The organism is Enterobacter sp. DTU_2021_1002640_1_SI_PRY_ASU_LCPMC_013 (assembly GCF_032389435.1).
In the GTDB taxonomy this organism is placed as follows: domain Bacteria; phylum Pseudomonadota; class Gammaproteobacteria; order Enterobacterales; family Enterobacteriaceae; genus Enterobacter; species Enterobacter hormaechei_C.
The window spans coordinates 4,248,913-4,268,487 of record NZ_CP135594.1 but is presented as its reverse complement, the minus strand read 5'-3'; the positions used below and the strand labels follow the sequence as shown (position 1 = coordinate 4,268,487).

Annotated in this window: 21 protein-coding genes; 10 read left to right on the top strand and 11 right to left on the bottom strand. The window is 56.6% G+C overall.

Features of this window, described 5'->3' with window-relative positions:
• Window positions 1-37: 37 nt before the first annotated feature.
• The 3 genes from yrbN (at window position 38) to mtr (ending at window position 3,393) form a co-directional block, all read left to right on the top strand.
• Window positions 38-118 (top strand): protein YrbN, encoded by an 81-nt coding sequence (gene yrbN / locus RS584_RS20385; protein WP_097397692.1) that lies wholly within the window; start codon window positions 38-40, stop codon window positions 116-118.
• Entirely contained in the window at window positions 111-2,006 is a 1,896-nt protein-coding gene (locus RS584_RS20380; protein ID WP_003861780.1) for a DEAD/DEAH family ATP-dependent RNA helicase, read from the top strand. Before yrbN ends, RS584_RS20380 begins: the two co-directional genes overlap by 8 nt.
• Before the next feature lie 142 nt (window positions 2,007-2,148).
• The gene (gene mtr, locus RS584_RS20375; protein ID WP_315748560.1) at window positions 2,149-3,393 is read left to right on the top strand and encodes a tryptophan permease; all 1,245 of its coding nucleotides are present in this window, start codon (window positions 2,149-2,151) and stop codon (window positions 3,391-3,393) included.
• Between the two features lie 100 nt (window positions 3,394-3,493).
• On the opposite strand, the gene RS584_RS20370 is transcribed toward mtr, so the two are convergent.
• The 3 genes from RS584_RS20370 to RS584_RS20360 form a co-directional block, all read right to left on the bottom strand.
• On the bottom strand, window positions 3,494-4,501 hold the full coding sequence (locus tag RS584_RS20370) for a luciferase-like monooxygenase (protein WP_315748559.1): 1,008 nt from the start codon (window positions 4,499-4,501) through the stop codon (window positions 3,494-3,496).
• A 79-nt stretch (window positions 4,502-4,580) separates the two neighbouring features.
• A complete protein-coding gene (locus RS584_RS20365) occupies window positions 4,581-5,459 on the bottom strand; it encodes a U32 family peptidase (protein ID WP_315748558.1) in 879 nt (292 codons plus the stop codon).
• Window positions 5,460-5,466: 7 nt separating this feature from the next.
• Complete coding sequence (locus tag RS584_RS20360) at window positions 5,467-6,462, bottom strand: peptidase U32 family protein (protein ID WP_045329228.1); 996 nt, start codon at window positions 6,460-6,462, stop codon at window positions 5,467-5,469.
• Between the two features lie 221 nt (window positions 6,463-6,683).
• Here RS584_RS20360 and RS584_RS20355 point away from each other — a divergent pair, with 221 nt between their 5' ends.
• Together RS584_RS20355 and RS584_RS20350 are read left to right on the top strand one after the other, a co-directional pair.
• Window positions 6,684-7,208, top strand: coding sequence for an SCP2 domain-containing protein (locus tag RS584_RS20355; protein ID WP_003861771.1), 525 nt, complete (start codon window positions 6,684-6,686; stop codon window positions 7,206-7,208).
• Window positions 7,202-7,705 (top strand): GNAT family N-acetyltransferase, encoded by a 504-nt coding sequence (locus RS584_RS20350; RefSeq protein WP_015571968.1) that lies wholly within the window; start codon window positions 7,202-7,204, stop codon window positions 7,703-7,705. The genes RS584_RS20355 and RS584_RS20350 overlap by 7 nt, the downstream gene beginning before the upstream one ends.
• Here RS584_RS20350 and RS584_RS20345 read toward each other — a convergent pair.
• Entirely contained in the window at window positions 7,692-8,021 is a 330-nt protein-coding gene (locus RS584_RS20345) for a GIY-YIG nuclease family protein (RefSeq protein WP_003861768.1), read from the bottom strand. The two genes, RS584_RS20350 and RS584_RS20345, sit on opposite strands and share 14 nt — an antisense overlap.
• A gap of 14 nt (window positions 8,022-8,035) precedes the next feature.
• Here RS584_RS20345 and RS584_RS20340 point away from each other — a divergent pair, with 14 nt between their 5' ends.
• Entirely contained in the window at window positions 8,036-8,470 is a 435-nt protein-coding gene (locus tag RS584_RS20340) for a YhbP family protein (RefSeq protein WP_015571966.1), read from the top strand.
• Here the strand turns inward: RS584_RS20340 and RS584_RS20335 are convergent.
• On the bottom strand, window positions 8,450-8,968 hold the full coding sequence (locus RS584_RS20335; protein ID WP_015571965.1) for a type 1 glutamine amidotransferase domain-containing protein: 519 nt from the start codon (window positions 8,966-8,968) through the stop codon (window positions 8,450-8,452). The genes RS584_RS20340 and RS584_RS20335 overlap by 21 nt on opposite strands.
• A 128-nt stretch (window positions 8,969-9,096) precedes the next feature.
• On the opposite strand from RS584_RS20335, the gene RS584_RS20330 reads away from it, so the two are divergent.
• Together RS584_RS20330 and RS584_RS20325 are read left to right on the top strand one after the other, a co-directional pair.
• Window positions 9,097-9,741: an NAD(P)H-binding protein gene (locus tag RS584_RS20330; RefSeq protein WP_023295493.1), complete on the top strand. Its 645-nt coding sequence runs from the start codon at window positions 9,097-9,099 to the stop codon at window positions 9,739-9,741.
• Between the two features lie 40 nt (window positions 9,742-9,781).
• Complete coding sequence (locus RS584_RS20325) at window positions 9,782-10,819, top strand: permease (protein ID WP_315748556.1); 1,038 nt, start codon at window positions 9,782-9,784, stop codon at window positions 10,817-10,819.
• A 49-nt stretch (window positions 10,820-10,868) separates the two neighbouring features.
• Here the strand turns inward: RS584_RS20325 and dolP are convergent, their stop codons facing one another.
• Genes dolP through RS584_RS20305 form a run of 4 tightly spaced genes read right to left on the bottom strand, consistent with a single transcriptional unit; the run spans window position 10,869 to window position 14,557 of the window.
• Window positions 10,869-11,444 carry a division/outer membrane stress-associated lipid-binding lipoprotein gene (gene dolP, locus RS584_RS20320; protein WP_006812102.1) on the bottom strand — a complete coding sequence of 192 codons (576 nt, stop codon included), beginning with the start codon at window positions 11,442-11,444 and terminating at the stop codon, window positions 10,869-10,871.
• Window positions 11,445-11,453: 9 nt separating this feature from the next.
• Window positions 11,454-12,044, bottom strand: a complete 591-nt coding sequence (gene diaA / locus RS584_RS20315; protein WP_003861754.1) for a DnaA initiator-associating protein DiaA — start codon at window positions 12,042-12,044, stop codon at window positions 11,454-11,456.
• Window positions 12,045-12,065: 21 nt separating this feature from the next.
• A complete protein-coding gene (locus RS584_RS20310) occupies window positions 12,066-12,461 on the bottom strand; it encodes a YraN family protein (RefSeq protein ID WP_017382447.1) in 396 nt (131 codons plus the stop codon).
• The gene (locus RS584_RS20305) at window positions 12,419-14,557 is read right to left on the bottom strand and encodes a penicillin-binding protein activator (protein ID WP_315748555.1); all 2,139 of its coding nucleotides are present in this window, start codon (window positions 14,555-14,557) and stop codon (window positions 12,419-12,421) included. Before RS584_RS20305 ends, RS584_RS20310 begins: the two co-directional genes overlap by 43 nt.
• 61 nt (window positions 14,558-14,618) lie before the next feature.
• Between RS584_RS20305 and rsmI the strand changes: the two genes are divergently transcribed.
• Together rsmI and RS584_RS20295 are read left to right on the top strand one after the other, a co-directional pair.
• Window positions 14,619-15,482, top strand: coding sequence for a 16S rRNA (cytidine(1402)-2'-O)-methyltransferase (gene rsmI / locus RS584_RS20300; protein ID WP_193041855.1), 864 nt, complete (start codon window positions 14,619-14,621; stop codon window positions 15,480-15,482).
• Window positions 15,483-15,487: 5 nt separating this feature from the next.
• On the top strand, window positions 15,488-16,468 hold the full coding sequence (locus RS584_RS20295; RefSeq protein WP_315748554.1) for a Fic family protein: 981 nt from the start codon (window positions 15,488-15,490) through the stop codon (window positions 16,466-16,468).
• Window positions 16,469-16,488: 20 nt separating this feature from the next.
• On the opposite strand, the gene RS584_RS20290 is transcribed toward RS584_RS20295, so the two are convergent.
• Together RS584_RS20290 and RS584_RS20285 are read right to left on the bottom strand one after the other, a co-directional pair.
• Window positions 16,489-18,378, bottom strand: a complete 1,890-nt coding sequence (locus RS584_RS20290; protein ID WP_315748552.1) for an enterotoxin — start codon at window positions 18,376-18,378, stop codon at window positions 16,489-16,491.
• A 16-nt stretch (window positions 18,379-18,394) separates the two neighbouring features.
• The gene (locus RS584_RS20285; RefSeq protein ID WP_032104417.1) at window positions 18,395-19,567 is read right to left on the bottom strand and encodes a MalY/PatB family protein; all 1,173 of its coding nucleotides are present in this window, start codon (window positions 19,565-19,567) and stop codon (window positions 18,395-18,397) included.
• Window positions 19,568-19,575 lie beyond the last annotated feature (8 nt).

The window sequence follows — 19,575 nt, the reverse complement described above, 5'->3', positions numbered from 1 at the left end:
GTCAATACACCTAATTTGAGCCGGTTCACACTTTTCAATGAAAATTGCTAATCATTTTCACGATGAGCTAAGTAGACTGGCCGCCATTAATATCGAGGCACTTGTACTACATGGCTGAATTCGAAACCACTTTTGCAGATCTGGGCCTGAAGGCTCCTATCCTTGAAGCCCTTAACGATCTGGGTTACGAAAAACCATCTCCGATCCAGGCTGAGTGTATCCCACACCTGCTTTCTGGTCGTGACGTGCTGGGCATGGCCCAGACTGGTAGCGGTAAAACCGCAGCATTCTCGCTGCCGCTGCTGAACAACATTGATCCGGACCTGCGCGCGCCGCAGATCCTCGTCCTGGCTCCAACCCGTGAACTGGCTGTTCAGGTTGCTGAAGCTATGACGGAATTCTCTAAACATATGCGCGGCGTAAACGTGGTAGCCCTGTACGGCGGCCAGCGTTATGACGTGCAGTTACGCGCCCTGCGCCAGGGTCCACAGATTGTTGTCGGTACGCCGGGCCGTCTGCTGGATCACCTGAAGCGCGGTACCCTGGACCTCTCTAAACTGAGCGGTCTGGTACTGGACGAAGCCGATGAAATGCTGCGTATGGGCTTCATCGAAGACGTAGAAACCATCATGGCGCAGATCCCGGAAGGTCATCAGACCGCTCTGTTCTCTGCAACCATGCCAGAAGCGATCCGTCGCATTACCCGCCGCTTCATGAAAGAGCCGCAGGAAGTGCGCATTCAGTCCAGCGTGACCACTCGCCCGGACATCAGCCAGAGCTACTGGTCTGTGTACGGCATGCGCAAAAACGAAGCGCTGGTGCGTTTCCTGGAAGCAGAAGATTTTGATGCGGCGATCATCTTCGTTCGTACCAAAAACGCGACCCTGGAAGTGGCTGAAGCCCTGGAGCGTAGCGGCTACAACAGCGCAGCGCTGAACGGCGACATGAACCAGGCCCTGCGTGAGCAGACTCTGGAGCGTCTGAAAGACGGTCGTCTGGATATCCTGATTGCAACCGACGTGGCAGCACGTGGCCTGGACGTTGAGCGTATCAGCCTGGTTGTAAACTACGATATCCCAATGGACTCCGAGTCTTACGTTCACCGTATCGGCCGTACCGGTCGTGCGGGTCGCGCGGGTCGTGCGCTGCTGTTCGTTGAGAACCGCGAGCGTCGTCTGCTGCGTAACATTGAACGCACCATGAAGCTGACCATTCCAGAAGCCGAGCTGCCAAACGCAGAACTGCTGGGCAAACGCCGCCTGGAAAAATTCGCCGCGAAAGTACAGCAGCAGCTGGAAAGCAGCGATCTGGATCAGTACCGTGCGCTGCTGTCCCAGATCCAGCCTGTCGCTGAAGGCGAAGAGCTGGACATGGAAACCCTGGCCGCAGCACTGCTGAAAATGGCGCAGGGCGAACGTAGCCTGATCGTGCCGCCTGATGCGCCGATGCGTCCTAAGCGTGAGTTCCGTGACCGTGACGATCGTTTCGAACGTCGTGGCGACCGTAACGACCGTGGTCCACGCGGTGACCGTCCAGAGCGTGGTGGTGAAGACCGTCCACGTCGCGAGCGTCGTGACGCTGGCGAAATGGAACTGTATCGCATTGAAGTGGGTCGTGATGATGGTGTTGAAGTTCGTCACATCGTTGGCGCGATCGCTAACGAAGGCGACATCAGCAGCCGTTACATCGGTAACATCAAGCTGTTCGGTTCCCACTCCACCATCGAGCTGCCAAAAGGCATGCCGGGCGAAGTACTGCAACACTTTACTCGCACCCGCATCCTGAACAAGCCGATGAACATGCAGCTGCTGGGCGATGCACAGCCACGTCCTGACCGTGGCGGCGAACGTCGTGGCGGTGGTCGCGGTTTCGGTGGCGAGCGTCGTGAAGGCGGTCGCAGCGAAGGTCGCGGTGGTGAAGGCCGTCGTTTCTCCGGTGAGCGCCGCGAAAACCGTGGTCCACGCCGTGAAGAAGGTGCCAGCCGTCGTCGTTTCGGTGACGCGTAAGCCTTTCGCTTCTGACGTAAAGTAAAATATACAGCCCCGATAGTTGCTATCGGGGCTTTTTTTATTCCTTTTGTACTCTTGTACTGGTACAGTGCAACACACTAAAATGCAGAACCACATTTTTCACTGGAGATAAGGCCGCATGGCAACACTAACCACCACCCAAACGTCACCTTCGCTGCTTGGCGGCGTGGTGATCATCGGCGGAACCATCATTGGTGCCGGGATGTTTTCCCTGCCTGTGGTCATGTCCGGTGCGTGGTTCTTCTGGTCGCTGGCGGCGCTGGTTTTCACCTGGTTCTGCATGCTCCATTCCGGGCTGATGATCCTCGAAGCAAACCTGAACTACCGCATTGGCTCCAGCTTCGACACCATCACCAAAGATCTGCTGGGCAAAGGCTGGAACCTGGTGAATGGGATTTCTATCGCGTTTGTTCTCTATATCCTCACCTACGCGTACATTTCAGCGAGCGGCTCGATTCTGCATCACACCTTTTCTGAGATGTCGCTGAACGTACCGGCGCGTCTGGCGGGGCTGTGCTTTGCGCTGGCTGTGGCGTTTATCGTCTGGTTAAGTACCAAAGCGGTGAGCCGAATGACGGCGATCGTGCTGGGCGCAAAGGTTATCACCTTCTTCCTGACCTTCGGCAGCCTGCTGGGTCACGTCACGCCAGCGACGCTGTTTAACGTTGCGGAAGTGAACACCTCCTACACGCCGTACCTGCTGATGACGCTGCCATTCTGTCTGGCGTCGTTCGGCTACCACGGCAACGTACCGAGCCTGATGAAGTACTACGGCAAGGATCCGCGCACCATCGTGAAATGCCTGGTTTACGGCACGCTGCTGGCGCTGGGGCTGTATGTGATCTGGCTGCTGGGGACGATGGGTAACATCCCGCGTCCGGAATTTATCGGCATTGCGCAGAAGGGCGGTAACATTGATGTGCTGGTACAGGCGCTGAGCGGCGTGCTGAACAGCCGCAGCCTGGATCTGCTTCTGGTGGTCTTCTCGAACTTTGCGGTGGCGAGCTCATTCCTCGGCGTGACGCTGGGCCTGTTTGACTACCTGGCGGATCTGTTTGGTTTTGATGACTCTGCGATGGGGCGCTTCAAAACGGCGCTGTTGACCTTCCTGCCGCCGATTGTGGGCGGCCTGCTGTGGCCGAACGGTTTCCTGTACGCCATCGGCTATGCAGGACTGGCGGCCACCATCTGGGCGGCGATTGTACCGGCGCTGCTGGCGCGCAAATCACGTAAGCGCTTCGGCAGCCCGAAATTCCGCGTCTGGGGCGGAAAACCGATGATTGCGCTGATTCTGGTATTTGGTATCGGCAATGCGGTGGTGCACGTGCTGTCGAGTTTTAATCTGTTGCCTGTGTATCAGTAAAACGTGCGGTCTGAACCCCTCACCCCGGCCCTCTCCCCATGGGAGAGGGAGAAAAGAATGTAGGCCCGGTAAGCGAAGCGCCACCGGGCAAAGCAAAAAACTACCCCACCAGCTCCTCTTTCACCTGCATCGCCAGCTCAAACGAGTGCAGACGCGCCTGGTGATCGAAAATCTGGCCGTTAACCATAATCTCATCCGCCTGGGTTTCACGCAGCACCGCCTCCAGCCCGTGACGCACTTTCGCCTTATCACCCACCAGCGACATACTCAGAGCCTGCTGCACGCCATACTGCTCGGAGGCCGACCACAGCTGATGCATATTCTCTACCGGCGGCGGCAGCTGGCCCGTCTCGCCGCGACGCAGCTTCACAAACGCCTGCTGCATAGAGGTAAACAGGAATTCCGCGTCGCGGTTGCTGTCGGCGGCAATGATATTGATACACACCATCGCATACGGCTTCTCCAGACGTTCAGACGGTTTGAAGTGCGTACGATAAAGATGCAGTGCCTGATGCAGCATATCCGGCGCGAAGTGTGAGGCGAACGCGAGCGGCAGCCCCAGCTGTGCGGCGAGCTGGGCGCTATACAGGCTTGAGCCTAATAGCCATACCGGGATCTTTTCTCCGTACCCCGGCACAGGACGCACGTGCGGGTTCGGATCCCGCGCGTCAAACCAGTCCACCAGCTCGGCCACATCGCGCGGGAAGTTGTCGATATCGCCGCTCATATGGCGGCGCAGGGCGCGCATGGTCGGCTGGTCACTGCCCGGCGCGCGGCCAAGCCCCAAATCGATACGGCCCGGATAAAGGGTATTCAGGGTGCCAAACTGCTCGGCAATCACCAGCGGGGCGTGGTTCGGCAGCATCACACCGCCGGAGCCCAGGTGCAGGGTGGTGGTGTTTGCCGCCAGATAGCCAATCAGCACCGAGGTGGCGGCGCTGGCGATGCCCACCATGTTGTGGTGCTCCGCCAGCCAGTAGCGGTGGTAGCCGCGCTTTTCAGCCAGCTGAGCGAGATCGAGAGAGTGCGTGAAGGCTTCTCTGGCCGAGGAGCCTTGTGGGATCGGTGCCAGATCCAGCACCGAAAACGGAATGGTTTTGTCAGTCATAACAGCTCACTTTGTCGACGGTCAATCTTTAATACTGCATTAAAAAATGATAACCGTTGTTAACAAAGTGAGCCTTTTTTTACGCCTGCAATTCCAGCCCGGCGAGACGTCGCCAGTAACCGTTGCAGTTGCTGTTTGCCGTCAGCGGCAGCGGCGAGGCGCCGTTTTCGTTGGCGCGGAAGGCGTCCAGCATGGCGAAAACGCCGGTATCAAGCGGCGAAAGACGCACCATATCCACCAGCCCGTTCATTGACGCCAGTTCGTTGCCGAGGTTATAGACGTAACCGCTCATGGTCTGAATGCCGTTGAGGACAAATACCTGCTGGTTCTCCTGCGACAGCATGCTGCGTCCGTTCGGGTACTTAATGCAGCAGGTTTCGCACTCGTCTTTCGGGCGATCTTCGGAACGTGCGGTGAAGCAGCGGGCAGAGTAGGCCAGCGGCAGATGGCCATAGCTCAGGACTTCCACTTCAAACTTGTTGCGAATGCCCAGCTCTTCGCACTGATTCAGCAGGTTGGCCAGCCAGTCGCGGGAGAGCTCTACTGGCATGCACCAGCGGGTCATCCCCTGTTTGAGCAGCAGGCGCAGGGTTACGGCGTTATAGCAGTTCAGGGCATGTCCGGCGACAAAGGGTAGCTTACGCTCGGCGCACAGGTTTACCACGCCCAGGTCGCTCGCCTCCAGCAGGAACTCACCGTTTTCGACGTAGCGCTTCAGCTCGCCCAGTTCAGAGGACGCCTGTACCAGCGCCAGCGTCGAGAGCACCACCTGCTTGCCGCTGCCGGCCAGGTTTTTCGCCATATCCAGCCAGTCGCCCACTTTGGTGGCGCGGCGCTTGCTGCACACCGCTTCGCCGAGGTAAATCACATCGGCGCTGCTGTTAGCCGCCTGCTGGTAAAAATCTTCCAGCGTCTCTTTTGGCCAGTAGTAAAGCACCGGCCCTAATGAATATTTCATGATTATCTCACTGCCATTTACGGTGATACGCGCCGAGCGTGGTTTGGGTGCCTTCGGACATCGCGCCGAGCGTCTCCATCCATGCCGGCTGCGGGGCGTAGTTTTGCGGGTCCGCCATGCAGCGGTCGATGGCCTGACGCCACACCTTCGCTACCTGGCTCACGTAGGCCGGGCTGCGCTGGCGGCCTTCGATTTTCACTGAGGCAATATTGGCGGCCAGCAGTTCCGGCAGCAATTCCAGCGTGTTGAGGCTGGTGGGTTCCTCCAGTGCGTGGTAGCGCTCGCCGTCCACCAGATAACGGCCTTTGCACAGCGTCGGGTAACCCGCGTTTTCACCGTCCTGATAGCGGTCAATTAACACGTCATTCAGGCGTGACTCCAGTCCCTGCGGCGTTTGCTGCCAGCGAACGAAGCGGGCAGGCGAGCAGGCGCCGACGGTATTTGGCGATTCGCCGGTCAAATACGAGGAAAGATAGCAGCGGCCTTCGGCCATGATGCACAGGCTGCCGAAGGCAAAAACCTCCAGCGGCACTGGCGTGACGCGCGCCAGTTGCTTAACCTGATGAATAGAGAGCACGCGCGGCAGCACCACGCGGGCTACGTCAAAGTGTCGATGATAAAAACGCACTGCCTCTTCATTGGTGGCCGATGCCTGAACAGAGACGTGGCGCTCAATATGCGGATAACGTTCTGCCGCATACTCAAGCATGGCGAGGTCGGCCAGGATCAGCGCATCGGCGCCCAGCTGGGCCGCCATATCCACAGCGCGCTGCCAGCGGGCATAGCCATCAGGATGGGCAAAGGTATTGATGGCGATGTGCAGTTTGCGCCGGTGCTGGTGAACGAAGTTAACGGCTTCCTGAAGCTTTTTCTCCGTAAAGTTAAGACCCGCAAAATGGCGGGCGTTGGTATCATCTTTCAGCCCGATATAGACCGCATCGGCCCCATTTTCGATGGCCGCCTTAAGCGCCGGAAGGTTTCCGGCAGGGCAGAGCAGCTCCATAATTTATCCCGATGTTGTCGATCGCAGGGATCGTAAAAAATGTTAACGAGCTGGGATTTTAATTAACCCATACGCGACAATTTTTGATTTAAGGCAGCTAATGGCGTATTGATGGCACCAATAATGAGGTATACCGGACAACGGTTTGTTGATTTACGCCGCTATCTTCTTGTCGGGATATGGCAAAATAGCAGGACTATAGCTATCAGGGAGTAAAGCTCGTGCTGGATAAACTGCGTTCACGTCTCGTACAATTTGGTCCATCAATGTTGAGCGTGCCGGTAAAACTGGCGCCGTTCGCGCTTAAACGCCAGGTGCTGGAACAGGTACTGAGCTGGCAGTTCCGCCAGGCGCTACAGGACGGTGAGCTGGAGTTTCTGGAAGGCCGCTGGTTAAAGATTGAAGTGCGCGATATCGGGTTGCGCTGGTTTACTTCCGTTGAGAACGATCGGCTGATCGTCCGTGAAACCGCCGAGGCGGATGTCAGCTTTAGCGCGGATGCCAGCGATCTGCTGATGATCGCCGCGCGCAAACAGGATCCGGACACCCTCTTCTTCCAGCGTCGTCTGGTGATTGAAGGCGATACGGAGCTCGGTCTGTACGTCAAAAATTTAATGGATGCCATTGAGCTGGAGCAGATGCCGAAAGCGCTGCGTATGATGTTGATGCAAATGGCAGATTTCGTTGAGGCCGGGCTAAAAACCCCGCCGGACAGTAAACACACTTCAGTAGGTGAGCCATGCTGATTCGAGTCGAAATTGGGATTGATGCGCCGGGTATCGATGCGTTGTTACGCCGCTCTTTTGCAGGCGACGCCGAAGCCCAACTGGTTCACGATCTTCGCGAAGATGGCCTGATTACGCTGGGCCTGGTTGCCACCGACGATGAAGGGCAGGTGGTCGGCTACGTGGCCTTCAGCCCGGTGATTGTGCAGGGTGAAGAGTTACAGTGGGTCGGCATGGCGCCGCTGGCGGTGGATGAAAACTACCGTGGCCAGGGCCTGGCGCGCCAGCTGGTCTATGAAGGGCTGGATTCACTGAATGAATTTGGCTATGCCGCTGTCGTCGTTCTGGGCGATCCGGCGTTCTACGAACGTTTAGGTTTTAAGCCAGCGTCCAGATACGATCTGCGCTGCCACTGGCCGGGCACGGAAACATCTTTCCTGGTGCATCCTCTGGCGGATGATGCGCTCGACGGCGTTACCGGTCTGGTGGAGTATCACGATCATTTCAATCGTTTTTAAGCAGGCTTTCGCGTAGCGCCTCGAAAGAGCCGTCCCCGTTGACGAGACGCTCTTTCTGGCGCTTCGTCAGCTGCTTGATGCGGTATTCCAGCCTGAGCGCCAGGGATCGGTCGCCCACGGCGGCTGAAAACGCTAACTGAAGTTCACCTTTCCCCCGCAGTGCCTTCGCCCCTTTCCCCGTTTGATGTTGTAAAAAACGCCGTGCCACATCGGTAGTGATCCCGGTGTAGAGTGCGTTATCAGCGGTTCGGACAAGATAGAGAAACCAGCACACGGTAAACAGATTCAGTATGTTAAGGTGAACGCACCATAGCATGAGAGAGAGCGAAAATGGAAACACTGGCCGCCATTAACCGCTGGCTGGCAAAGCAGCATGTCGTGACCTGGTGCGTCTGTAAAGACGAGGAGATGTGGTGCGCAAATGCCTTTTATTACTACGATCCCGAGCGCGTGGCCTTTTACGTGATGAGCGAAGATAAAACGCGGCATGCGCAGATGACGGGCCAGCGGGCAAAAGTGGCGGGCACGGTAAACGGTCAGCCTAAAACCGTTGCGCTGATCCGCGGGGTCCAGTTTAAAGGCGAAATTCGTCGCCTGGAAGGTGAGGAGAGCGACGCGCAACGTAAACGCTATACGCGCCGCTTCCCGGTGGCCGCGGCGCTAAAAGCCCCGGTGTGGGAAATCCGCCTTGATGAGCTGAAATTTACCGACAACACCCTGGGCTTTGGCAAGAAGCTGCACTGGTTACGCGCCGAGCAGGCGTAGCGCTTCACGGTTAAACGCCGGCAGATCGTCCGGTGTACGGCTGGTGATCAGCTGATCGTTATCGTTCACCACTTCCTGATCGTAGAACTCGGCTCCCGCGTTTTTCAGATCGATAACGATCGGCTTCACCGCGGTGAGCTTACGCCCGCGTACCACCTCGGCGCTGATCAGCAGCTGCGGACCGTGGCAAATGGCAAATACCGGTTTACCGGTGCCGACGAAGTCACGGGTAAAGGTGACGAAACGCTCGTCTCCGCGCAGGGAATCCGGTGAATGACCGCCCGGTAACAGCAGGGCGTCGAAATCCGACGGGCTGACGTTATCAATGGATTCGTCAATGGTCACGCTGGCTTCGCCCTTATGGCCCTTCACGGTTTTACCCGCTTCTTTCTCGATGGTGACCACCTCGTGGCCCGCCTTGCGGAATGCCTCTGCTGGCGACGTAAATTCTGAATCTTCAAACTCGTCGGTAATCAAGACTGCGATTTTTTTACCCATGCTTCCTCCGTTGTTTTCGCTTCAGACTGTTTTTTTCCCGTTTGTGGTAAATACTTACCGGTAACAGACTTTTAAGTGTGGTAGAGCAGGCCCAGAACGCAAACGGACAATTCTGTAAAGGGGATAAGATGAGTCAGGTACTGATTACCGGCGCAACCGGGCTGGTGGGTGGACATCTGCTGCGGCTGCTGATCCAGGATCGGCATATCAATTATATCGCCGCCCCGACGCGTCGCCCGCTGTTGGATATCACCGGCGTCTATAACCCGCACGATCCACAGCTCACCGACGCGCTGGCGCAGGTGCAGGATCCCATTGATATCGCCTTTTGCTGCCTTGGTACCACCCGACGGGAAGCGGGCAGTAAAGAAGCTTTTGTCCATGCGGATTACACACTGGTGGTGGATACCGCCCTGACGGCGAAAAAGCTGGGCGCAAAACATTTCCTGGTGGTCAGCGCGCACGGCGCGAACGCAGGCTCGCCGTTTTTTTACAACCAGGTGAAGGGCAAAATGGAAGAGGCGTTAATCGCGCAGAAATGGGAGCGCCTGACCATCGCGCGGCCTTCCATGCTGATGGGGCACCGTGACGAACGTCGTTTTAACGAGTCTATTTTCGCTCCGCTGTTTCGCATTCTGCCGGGTAACTGGAAGTCCATCGAGGCGCGGGATGTCGCGCTGGCGATGCTAAAAGAGGCGCTGGCTCCGTCGCAGGAGGGGGTTAATATTATCCCTTCGGCAAAACTGCGTGAAATCGCGCAGGGCGAGGCGTAAACTTCCTCGGCTTATTAAATAACACCTTCCGGGGAATGGTATGACTGGTCAGTCTTCATCTCAGGCGGCAACACCTGTTCAGTGGTGGAAGCCCGCACTCTTCTTTCTCGTGGTCATCATTGGCCTCTGGTATGTGAAATGGCAGCCGTACTACGGTAAAGCCTTCACCGCCGCCGACACCCACAGCATCGGTAAATCGATTCTCGCGCAGGCCGATTCCAGCCCGCTACGCGCGGCGTGGGATTACGCCATGGTCTATTTTCTTGCCGTCTGGAAAGCGGCGGTATTGGGCGTATTGCTGGGCTCGCTGATTCAGGTACTTATCCCGCGTAACTGGCTGGTGAAAACCCTGGGACAGCCGCGCTTGAAGGGCACGCTGCTGGGGACGATTTTCTCCCTGCCGGGCATGATGTGCTCCTGCTGCGCCGCACCGGTGGCGGCGGGTATGCGCCGACAGCGCGTGTCGATGGGCGGCGCGCTTGCCTTCTGGATGGGTAACCCCCTGCTGAACCCGGCAACGCTGGTGTTTATGGGCTTCGTTCTCGGCTGGCATTTCGCGTTTATCCGTCTGGCGGCTGGCCTGCTGACGGTGGTGCTTGTCGCTACGCTGGTGCAGCACCTGGTGAAAGACAACGAGGCCGGGCCTGCCTCCGTTGAGCTGGACGTCAGCGAGCCGCAGGGCAATTTCTTTGCTCGCTGGGGCAAAGCGCTGTGGCAGCTTTTCTGGAGCACCATTCCGGTCTATATCCTGGCCGTACTGGTGCTGGGGGCGGCGCGCGTCTGGCTGTTCCCGCATGCGGATGGCGCTATCGACAACACGCTGATGTGGGTGATTGCGATGGCGGTGGCCGGGTGCCTGTTTGTGATCCCAACCGCGGCGGAGATCCCGATTATTCAGACCATGATGATGGCTGGTATGGGGACCGCACCGGCGCTGGCGCTGCTCATCACGCTGCCGGCGGTGAGCCTGCCGTCGCTTATCATGCTGCGTAAGTCATTCCCGGCGAAAGCGCTGTGGCTGACTGCGGGGCTGGTGGCGTTGAGCGGAGTTATTGTGGGGAGTATGGCGCTTGTGTGAAAAAAGCCCGGTGGCGCTAGCGCTTACCGGGCCTGTAGTCAGGTGGTAATTACTTAATGTAAGTAAAGGCGGTGGTGACGTGTTTCACGCCGCTCACCCGGCTGGCGATATCCGCCGCCGCTTTCCCTTCACGTTCCGTCACCAGACCCAGCAGGAACACTTCGCCGTTCTCCGTGGTCACTTTCACGTTTGAGGATTTCACCTGGTCGGTACCCAGCAGCTGGGAACGCACTTTGGTGGTGATCCAGGTATCAGATGACGCGGTGCCGAGACCAATCGGCTGGCCCTGGCGGATCTCGTTAAACACTTCCGCCGTACCTTCCACACCCATCGCAATCTGTTTGGCGCGCGAGGCGAGTTCAGGATTTGGTGCCTGGCCTGCCAGCAGCACTTTGCCCTGATAAGCCGTCACGTTGATGCGTGCTTCCTTCTTGATCTGCTCGTCTTTCGACAGCGCACTGTTTACGCGCAGCTCAAGCGTACCGTCATCCACCTGCGTCCCAACGGTGCGCGGATCGGTCGCTGCTTTGGTGCCGACCGCTGCGGTGCCGACTACAGCGGCAGCGATGCATCCCTGAAGCAGTAATGCAGACATCACGACTGCAAGGGCCGATAAAACCTTCATGAGAACTCCTTAATCATCCTGGTGAGGGAAAAGCGTGTTATCGATCAGATCGCATAAGCAGTTCACCGTGAGCATATGCATCTCCTGGATGCGGGCGCTACGGTGCGAAGGAATGCGGATCTCCACATCCTGCGGCCCCAGCAGGCCAGCCAGCTCACCGCCGTCGTAACCGGTCAGGGCGACAATCGTCATATCCCGGGTCACTGCCGCTTCAACCGCTTTAACGATATCCCGGCTGTTACCGCGCGTGGAGATCGCCAGCAGCACGTCTCCGGCATGGCCTAAGGCGCGCACCTGCTTGGCGTAGATTTCGTCATGCAGACGATCGTTGGCAATCGCAGTTAAGACCACGTTATCGGTGTTTAGTGCAATGGCAGGTAAACTCGGGCGCTCGGTTTCGAAGCGATTGATCATGCTGGCAGCAAAATGCTGTGCGTTGGCGGCGGACGTGCCATTGCCACAACAGAGGATTTTGTTGCCGTTGAGCAGCGACTGAACCAGCGTCATCGCTGCACGCGAGATCGCGTCCGGAAGGGCTTCCGCCGCGGCAATCTGCGTTTGAATGCTTTCTGTGAAGCACACTTTAATTCGTTCGAGCACGGTATCCCTTTAAAATCTTATTTATGCGTCTTCGCCAAACGCGTTTTTAAGCCAGTCGATCGCATTTCCGGTGAAGGCTACCACATCGAAACGGCAATCCACAGTATCAAAACTCCCATTATGGCGGGCAAGCCACAAGTGGGCAGTCTGTAATAATTTTTGTTGTTTGGCGAGCGTCACGCTGGCGGCAGCACCGCCAAAACGGGACGACTGTCGGAAGCGAACTTCAACAAACACGATGGTCTGACCGTCTTTCATGATCAGGTCAATCTCGCCGCCGCGCCCGCGAACGTTGGCGGCGACAAAGCGCAGTCCTTTGCCTTCAAGCCAGCGACGCGCCTTTAACTCCCACGCGTCGCCGGTCTGTTTACGGCTTAACTGGCCGGGACAATCTGCCCCTGCTGGTATTTGAGCCATGATAACTTCCTGTTAATCACACAATCCTGATCGGCGGTCAGATCGCCGGTATTCCCGTTAAGCTCGAAGCCCGGTACCTGACGCATCTGGGTGAAGTGGTTTGCCAGCGCCCAGGCATCGACGCCCATCGCGTACAGACGCGCCAGGGAATAGTCATTGCGCACCGCGCCCAGCGCCTGCTGCATCAACTGCGGGTTGCTGCCTGCCAGCATGGGGATCTCGCTGTATTGCAGTCCTTCCATTTCCAGACGGAAATCCGGGCCTGCGGTACCCTGTGCGCTGCGTGAGCTGGCGTAGAGCGTTGCACCGCTCTGGCTGCCGTTACGCATGGCGATCATCGGTTTGATAAAGGCGATCTCTTCCGGCGTAGCGACGATGTACGCCGAATCCACTTTACCGCCGCCGCTGATTTGCGCGTCGGTAGGTGGTGCCGGGATCGTCAGACCGCCGATGGTGACGCTCTGCTGCTGCGGCAGGCTGGCGGATACCGGGCTACCGTTGAGGGCAATACCTGCCCCGCCGTTCACGCCCGCTCTCAGTTCGGAAGCTGAGCCAAATTTCTGCTGCAACACCACGCCACCGCCAAGGGTCTGCCACTCTTGCGCAAACGCGTTGGCAACGCGATCGCCCAGCGTGCTGCGTGGGATCAGCAGCAGCGGCGCCTGCTTGCCCTGCTCGTGAATATGGCGGGCCGCATCGCGGGCTTCATCCTCCGGAGAGAGGGCGAAGTAACAGATATTGGCGCGGTTCTGAACCTGCTCAGGCTGGTTAAGCGCCAGCACGTTCAGCGTGGTGTTGCTCTTCATCAGCGCTTCCACGTTGTTTTTCAACAGCGGGCCGACAACGATGCTGGCCCCGTCCTGCTGAACCTGCGCCAGCACCTGGTCAAGCGGCTGGGCGCTGGTGTCGTAGATTTTCAACTCTGCACCAGGATTAGCGCTGGTGGTGGCCACAGCCTGCGGCTGGGTTGCTGGCTGCTGTTCCGGCTGCGCGGTTTGCGGCTGAGGTTGTTCTGCCGTCGCGGGCGCCGGTGTTTCAGCCGGGGCCTGTGTTGCCGCAGGCGCTGGGGTAGCAGGCTGCGTCGTTGGGGCGGTAACCGGATTCTGCATGGTGCCCTGCGCAGGGGTTTGCGCGGTGGTCAGGTCGCTGGTTTCGGCGGCGGACGGGCTGACAACGTCATTCACATTCGCCGCCTGTGCAGCCTGCGCCGGAACCGCGCTGCCGCTGACGGCGGTGGTGCCGTTTTTCGCGGCTTCAAAACCTTGCTGAATGGCGCGACCAAACACCGCAGCCTGACCGTTTAACGGCAGCAGCAGAGCAATTTTGCTGGTGGAGGCGGGCTTAAAGTTTTGCACGTTCACCAGCTGCGTTGGCAGCATTTTCGCTCCCGGGTTTTGCGGGTAACGCTTTTGCCAGTCGGTAATGCCGGCTTTCAGCATGTTCGGTTCGCTGCGGTTGTTGAACCACATCTGTTGCAGATCCAGCCAGCCTTGCAGGACATTTTCATCGGCGTTGATTACCAGCGCTTTGGCCTGATCCTGGGTCATGGAGGCGAGCGCCTGCCAGGTTGCGTCAATATTTTTCTGCTTGTCCGCACCCGCGAGCAGAGGCTCCTGGGCAATCAGCGCGCGGAGTAGCGTCAGGGAAGGGCGACCCTGCTCAGCGGTGATACCGGCCTGCCAGAAACGGGCCTGCTGGTTTTTATCCAGCGTGCTGAGATCGATGGTGCCGAGGATCTTCTTCGCGCCGTCGTAATCTTTTTGCGCGACCTTCAGTTCTGCCGACAGCAGCGTCTGCTCATGGCGCTGAGTGTCGTTAAGATCCTGCGGCAGCTGGCTGAACAGCTCGGCGGCCTGCTGGGTTTTCCCTTCTTTCAGCAGTGCACGAATGGCGAGTAATTGCCAGTTGATCCTGGTATCATTTGTACTCTGCGACATTTGTTGCAGATAAAAGCCAGAATCAGCCTGAGCGGATCCCTGCATATGAGCAGTGCTCTGGTCAGGTGCCTGGGTGCCGCAGCCGGTAAAGATCAGGGCTGCCAGCAGGAGGGGCACGCTGTGCGCGGCTTTTTTTCGAAGAAACGTTAACGGTACCATACTGTATCCAGTGATTTTTTTACGCAATGCTCAATATTAAATCGGCAATACGGACGAAACAATGAAACAACACGAAACGGCAGATAATTCTCAAGGCCAGCTTTATATTGTACCTACTCCTATCGGGAATTTGTCTGATATTACCCAACGTGCGCTTACCGTATTGCAAGCTGTTGATTTAATTGCTGCTGAAGACACCCGTCATACCGGTTTACTGCTACAACACTTTGCCATCAACGCCCGTTTGTTTGCCCTGCACGATCACAATGAGCAACAAAAAGCCGAAACGCTGGTGGCGAAGCTTAAAGAAGGGCAGAACATCGCGCTGGTCTCCGATGCGGGAACGCCGCTGATCAACGATCCGGGCTACCATCTGGTACGCACCTGCCGGGAAGCAGGCATCCGCGTTGTGCCGCTGCCGGGGCCGTGCGCGGCGATTGCGGCGTTAAGCGCTGCGGGTCTGCCGTCCGATCGTTTCTGCTACGAAGGCTTCCTGCCTGCTAAATCCAAAGGCCGTCGCGATGTGTTAAAGGATCTGGAAGCTGAACCGCGTACGTTGATCTTCTACGAATCAACCCACCGTCTGCTGGAAAGCCTGGAAGATATGGTGACCGTCTGGGGCGAAGCCCGCTATGTGGTACTGGCGCGCGAGCTGACCAAAACGTGGGAAACCATTCACGGTGCGCCGGTTGGCGAACTGCTGGCGTGGGTGAAAGAGGATGAAAACCGCCGCAAGGGCGAAATGGTGCTGATTGTTGAAGGCCACAAAGCGCAGGAAGACGCTCTGCCTGCCGATGCGCTGCGTACGCTGGCTCTGCTACAGACTGAACTCCCATTGAAAAAAGCGGCGGCGCTGGCGGCGGAGATCCACGGCGTGAAGAAAAATGCGCTGTATAAATATGCGCTGGAGCAGCAGGGGGAGTAAGCCAAATGAGCCGCTATCAGCCTCCTTTCACCATCACACCCTTTATCCTCAATCAGGTGGTTGAGATTGGTGAACTATTGGGGCATTGGGCTGCACATTCAGGCAGAACTTCGCCACTCCTGCGTAAAGAGAATCGTATTCGAACCATTCAGGCATCGCTAGCCATTGAGCACAACTCGCTGACGACAGGGCAGGTGACGGCAATTATGGATGGCAAACGCGTGCTTGCACCTGAAAAAGATATTCAGGAAGTACGCAATGCTATCCTGGCATATGAGAAATTGCCCGAATGGAAGCCCTGGAAGCTCAATGACTTACTCAGTGCACACCGATTATTAATGATGGGTCTGGTCGATCATCCCGGAAAGCTCAGAAATGGGGACGTAGGGGTGTACCGTGGAAACCAGTTAGTTCACATGGCTCCGCCAGCCTCACAGATGAACCGCCTCATCGGCGATCTTCTTTCCTGGCTTAAGCAAACCGATCTTCACCCGCTGATTGCCAGTTCGGTATTTCACTACGAGTTTGAATTTATTCATCCCTTTTCGGATGGAAATGGCCGCATGGGGCGGCTGTGGCAAACGTTGATCTTAAGCCAGTGGCGTGCAGAACTTGCATGGCTGCCCGTTGAAACACTCATTCACTTCCAGCAAGCGCGCTATTATCAGATTTTAGGAAAATGTGATCGGGCCAGTGATTGCACGGCATTCGTGGCGTTTATGTTGCAAAATTTGGCCGAAGCTTTGCGGGAAGGCATCAATATGACATCCGCCATGTCGGAAAAAATGTCGGAAAAGTTGTCGGAAAAGGAACACACTATCCTTGAACTGCTTACCGTTCAACCGCAAATGACTGCGGTGATGTTGGCCTCTGTATTGGGCGTGACTTCCCGCACCGCGGAACGTTATCTCCGTTCTTTGCAAACAAAAGGTAAATTAAAACGCCTGGGGGCAAGGAAAGGGGGAAGCTGGCAGGTCATGGCTTAACCTGCCAGCTGTACTTTTTTTTATTTCCCCGGCATCGCCTCAAACACCAGCGTTTCCAGCGGTTGCAGCGTAATCACCACAGCGTTTTTATACTCCTCTGGTACGGTCGAATTACTGCCGTACACGGCTTTCAGGGTAAACTGCGAACGCTCTCCTGCCGGGATCTCAAAATCTTTGGTTAAATCCAGGAAGTAACGTTGCGGCTTATCCGATGGGTTGCGTAAGCCAAAAATCGCTTTGTCTTTACTCCATGAGGCCCAGCCGTAAACCTCAAGCGAAGTTGGGTCACCGCCAATCCAGTGAGTATCCACCAGCACGCTGGCATTCTCACGCGACCATTTTGCCGCCTGCGCCAGGGTATCCCACTTCGCCTTATTCAGCATGGACGGCGTGATGTACAGCTCCTGAAGCTGAGTTCCGGTTGCGAAGTAGCTCCAGACCTGATCGGCAAAATCGCTGTCTGTTTGCACTTTCTCGAGTCCATAGTAAGCGTTCTCTGCGCTGACGATCCCGTGGTACATCAGTGAGTTCAGCGGGAACAGCGGACCTTTACGCACGATGGATCGCCAGGTTTCGGCATCGCGGTAGGTCATCCACTGCTGCACTGGCGTGCCGGGGCCGTACAGGTTGATATCATCGCCCTGACGCCAGATTGAATCAGCATAGAACAGCCAGGACGGGCTGGCGTCGGTCCCGGTGGTCAGGTTGATAAACAGGTTCGGGTTTGCGCTGCGCATGTTGTGCAGCAGGGCAATGGACGCGTCAAAATCCGATGCAAATGGGCTGCCCTTGATATGCGAATTGGCGTTACCCATTCCGTCGAGCTTGAACGAGGTAATGTGCTCGTTTTTGATCAGCTTAATGATCTGATCGTTAAAGTTTTTAAAGTAGTTCGGCCCCGACAGCGCCAGCTTGCCGTCTACGGTTTCGAAACCATACTCTTTTGCATGCGAGACGCGAATATCGCGCGGCTTGTTGTATCCGCCCCACGGAGAAAGCCACAGCCCAACCGAGCTATGCAGGCTGTCGGCTTTTTCCCTGACTTTGCCAAAACCGTTGCTGAATGCCGGGCCAAACAGCCAGCGTCCGGTGCGATCGTCCCAGCCATCGTCCAGCAGGAACGCGTCCAGCGCCACCCCGCGTCCGGCAATAAATTCTTTATTCCATTCGTCCATCCGCCCAATGACATCCTGCTCGGAGTAAGGGGTAAAGAAGCCGATGTCCATCCAGCTGTTGTAGTGCAGATAAGGCTTATAAGGCCGCGGACGCACGGCATCGATAAACTGGTTTACGCTGCGGCGCAGCTGATTAGTTTCCGGGAAAGTGCCGAACCAGGTGGTAAAACTAACCGGTGTCTCAGGCAGAATTGGCGTTTTCAGCTCCACGTTGAGGTTCGTGGTGGCTTCATAAGCGTAAGTATTCACAATCGGTTTGTCTGGCAGGATGAAGAACGAGTCGGCCACGATTGGCGAGCTGTTAATCGCCCCGTCAACGTAAGGTGCCTGAGACTGCTTCTTCGTCGGGAAGAAGGTAATTTTCGCTACGTCCCGGGGCTGCCCGACGGCGGCGATGGTGTGGCCGATGCTGGCGTATTTTCCCTTCACCAGGTTCAGTTTCACCGTTACGTTAAAATCCGGATGCGTAAAGTCGATGACTATCGCATTGTCCTGCTTTTCGACGTGCTTGATTTTGAAATCAGCGGTGTGGATTTTTGTTTCATCCGGTAGCGTCAGAAAGAACAACTCCTGGGGCGTGAGCGGATGGTTAGCTTTGCTGTCCGTTACCACTACCGTTGCGTTTGCATCATCAAACGAAAGGGCAATATTGTCGTTACTGAGCGCGTAGTTTGCTGCTGCCGCACCATGAGAAACACAGAGAGTCAGCAGCGAGAGAGTGAGCATTTTTTTCATCGGGGTAAGATCCTTATCAGTAATGCTTCAGCATTCGGTTGATGGACTGTTCCAGCCAGTAGCGCTGGGTGCCGAAGTTAATACGCAGGTAGTTTTCGCCGTTTTGTACGTAGTGGCTGCCATCTTCAATGACCACGCCAGCCTGTTTTGCGAAATGTTGAGTTAGCGCCGTCGCACTGCGATCGTCCGCACTGACGTCTATCCAGGCGAGATACGACGACTCCGGGTTCATCATCTTCCATGCAGGGAAATGGGTCTGGATGGCATCCGCAAGGTAGCGGGCATTGCCGCGCAGATAACCATTCAGCGCGTCGAGCCATGGCAGACCTTGCTGATAAGCCAGAATAATTCCCCACACGCCGAAGATATTGGGCGAGGTAATGGAGTTCTTCTCCAGCTGCTGGCGGAAACGCTGGCGCAGCGAATCGTCTGGAATCATTGAGTAGGATGTTTTTAGCCCGCCAAGGTTGAAGGCTTTATTGGGGGAGGTCAGCACAATCAGGTTGTCCTGGGCGGCACAGCCCGAAGTCAGACAACTGACGAATGTACCGTCCAGAATGTGCTCGGCGTGAACCTCATCAACCACCAGAATCGTGCCGTAGCGCTTACAGAGATCGGACACCTGACGTATCTCATCCGCGCGCCAGATTCGGCCCGAAGGGTTATGCGGCGAGCAGAAGAACCACAGTTTTGGACGGTGAGTTTTGAGCTGAACTTCAATCAGATTAAAATCCAGCTGATAGCGGTTTTCCTTCACGCTCAGCGGATTTGCAAGCACCCGCACGCCCTGTCGCTGTGTCGCCATCGCAAACGGGTCATACACCGGGGTATTCATCATCACGCAGTCGCCGGGTTTGCAGAACGCCTGAACCGTATAGTGCAGCGTGGAAACGGTGCCGTAGGTCAGGGTGATCCATGACTTATGCACCTCAACCTGATGACGGCTACGCTGGAAGGCGATGACCGCATCGTAGAATTCGTCGAAGCACCAGGTGTAACCGAAGGTGCCATGCTCCACGATGCGCTGGAAGCCTTCAATCACAGCGGGTGGCGAGGTGAAATCCATATCTGCTATCCACAGCGGGATAAATCCCTCCGGGACATCACCGAAACGCGAGCACACAAACGTATGATCCCATTTACGGCATTTATCGCTTTTACGCTCAATGATTCTGTCGAAATCAAACACAACGTCCC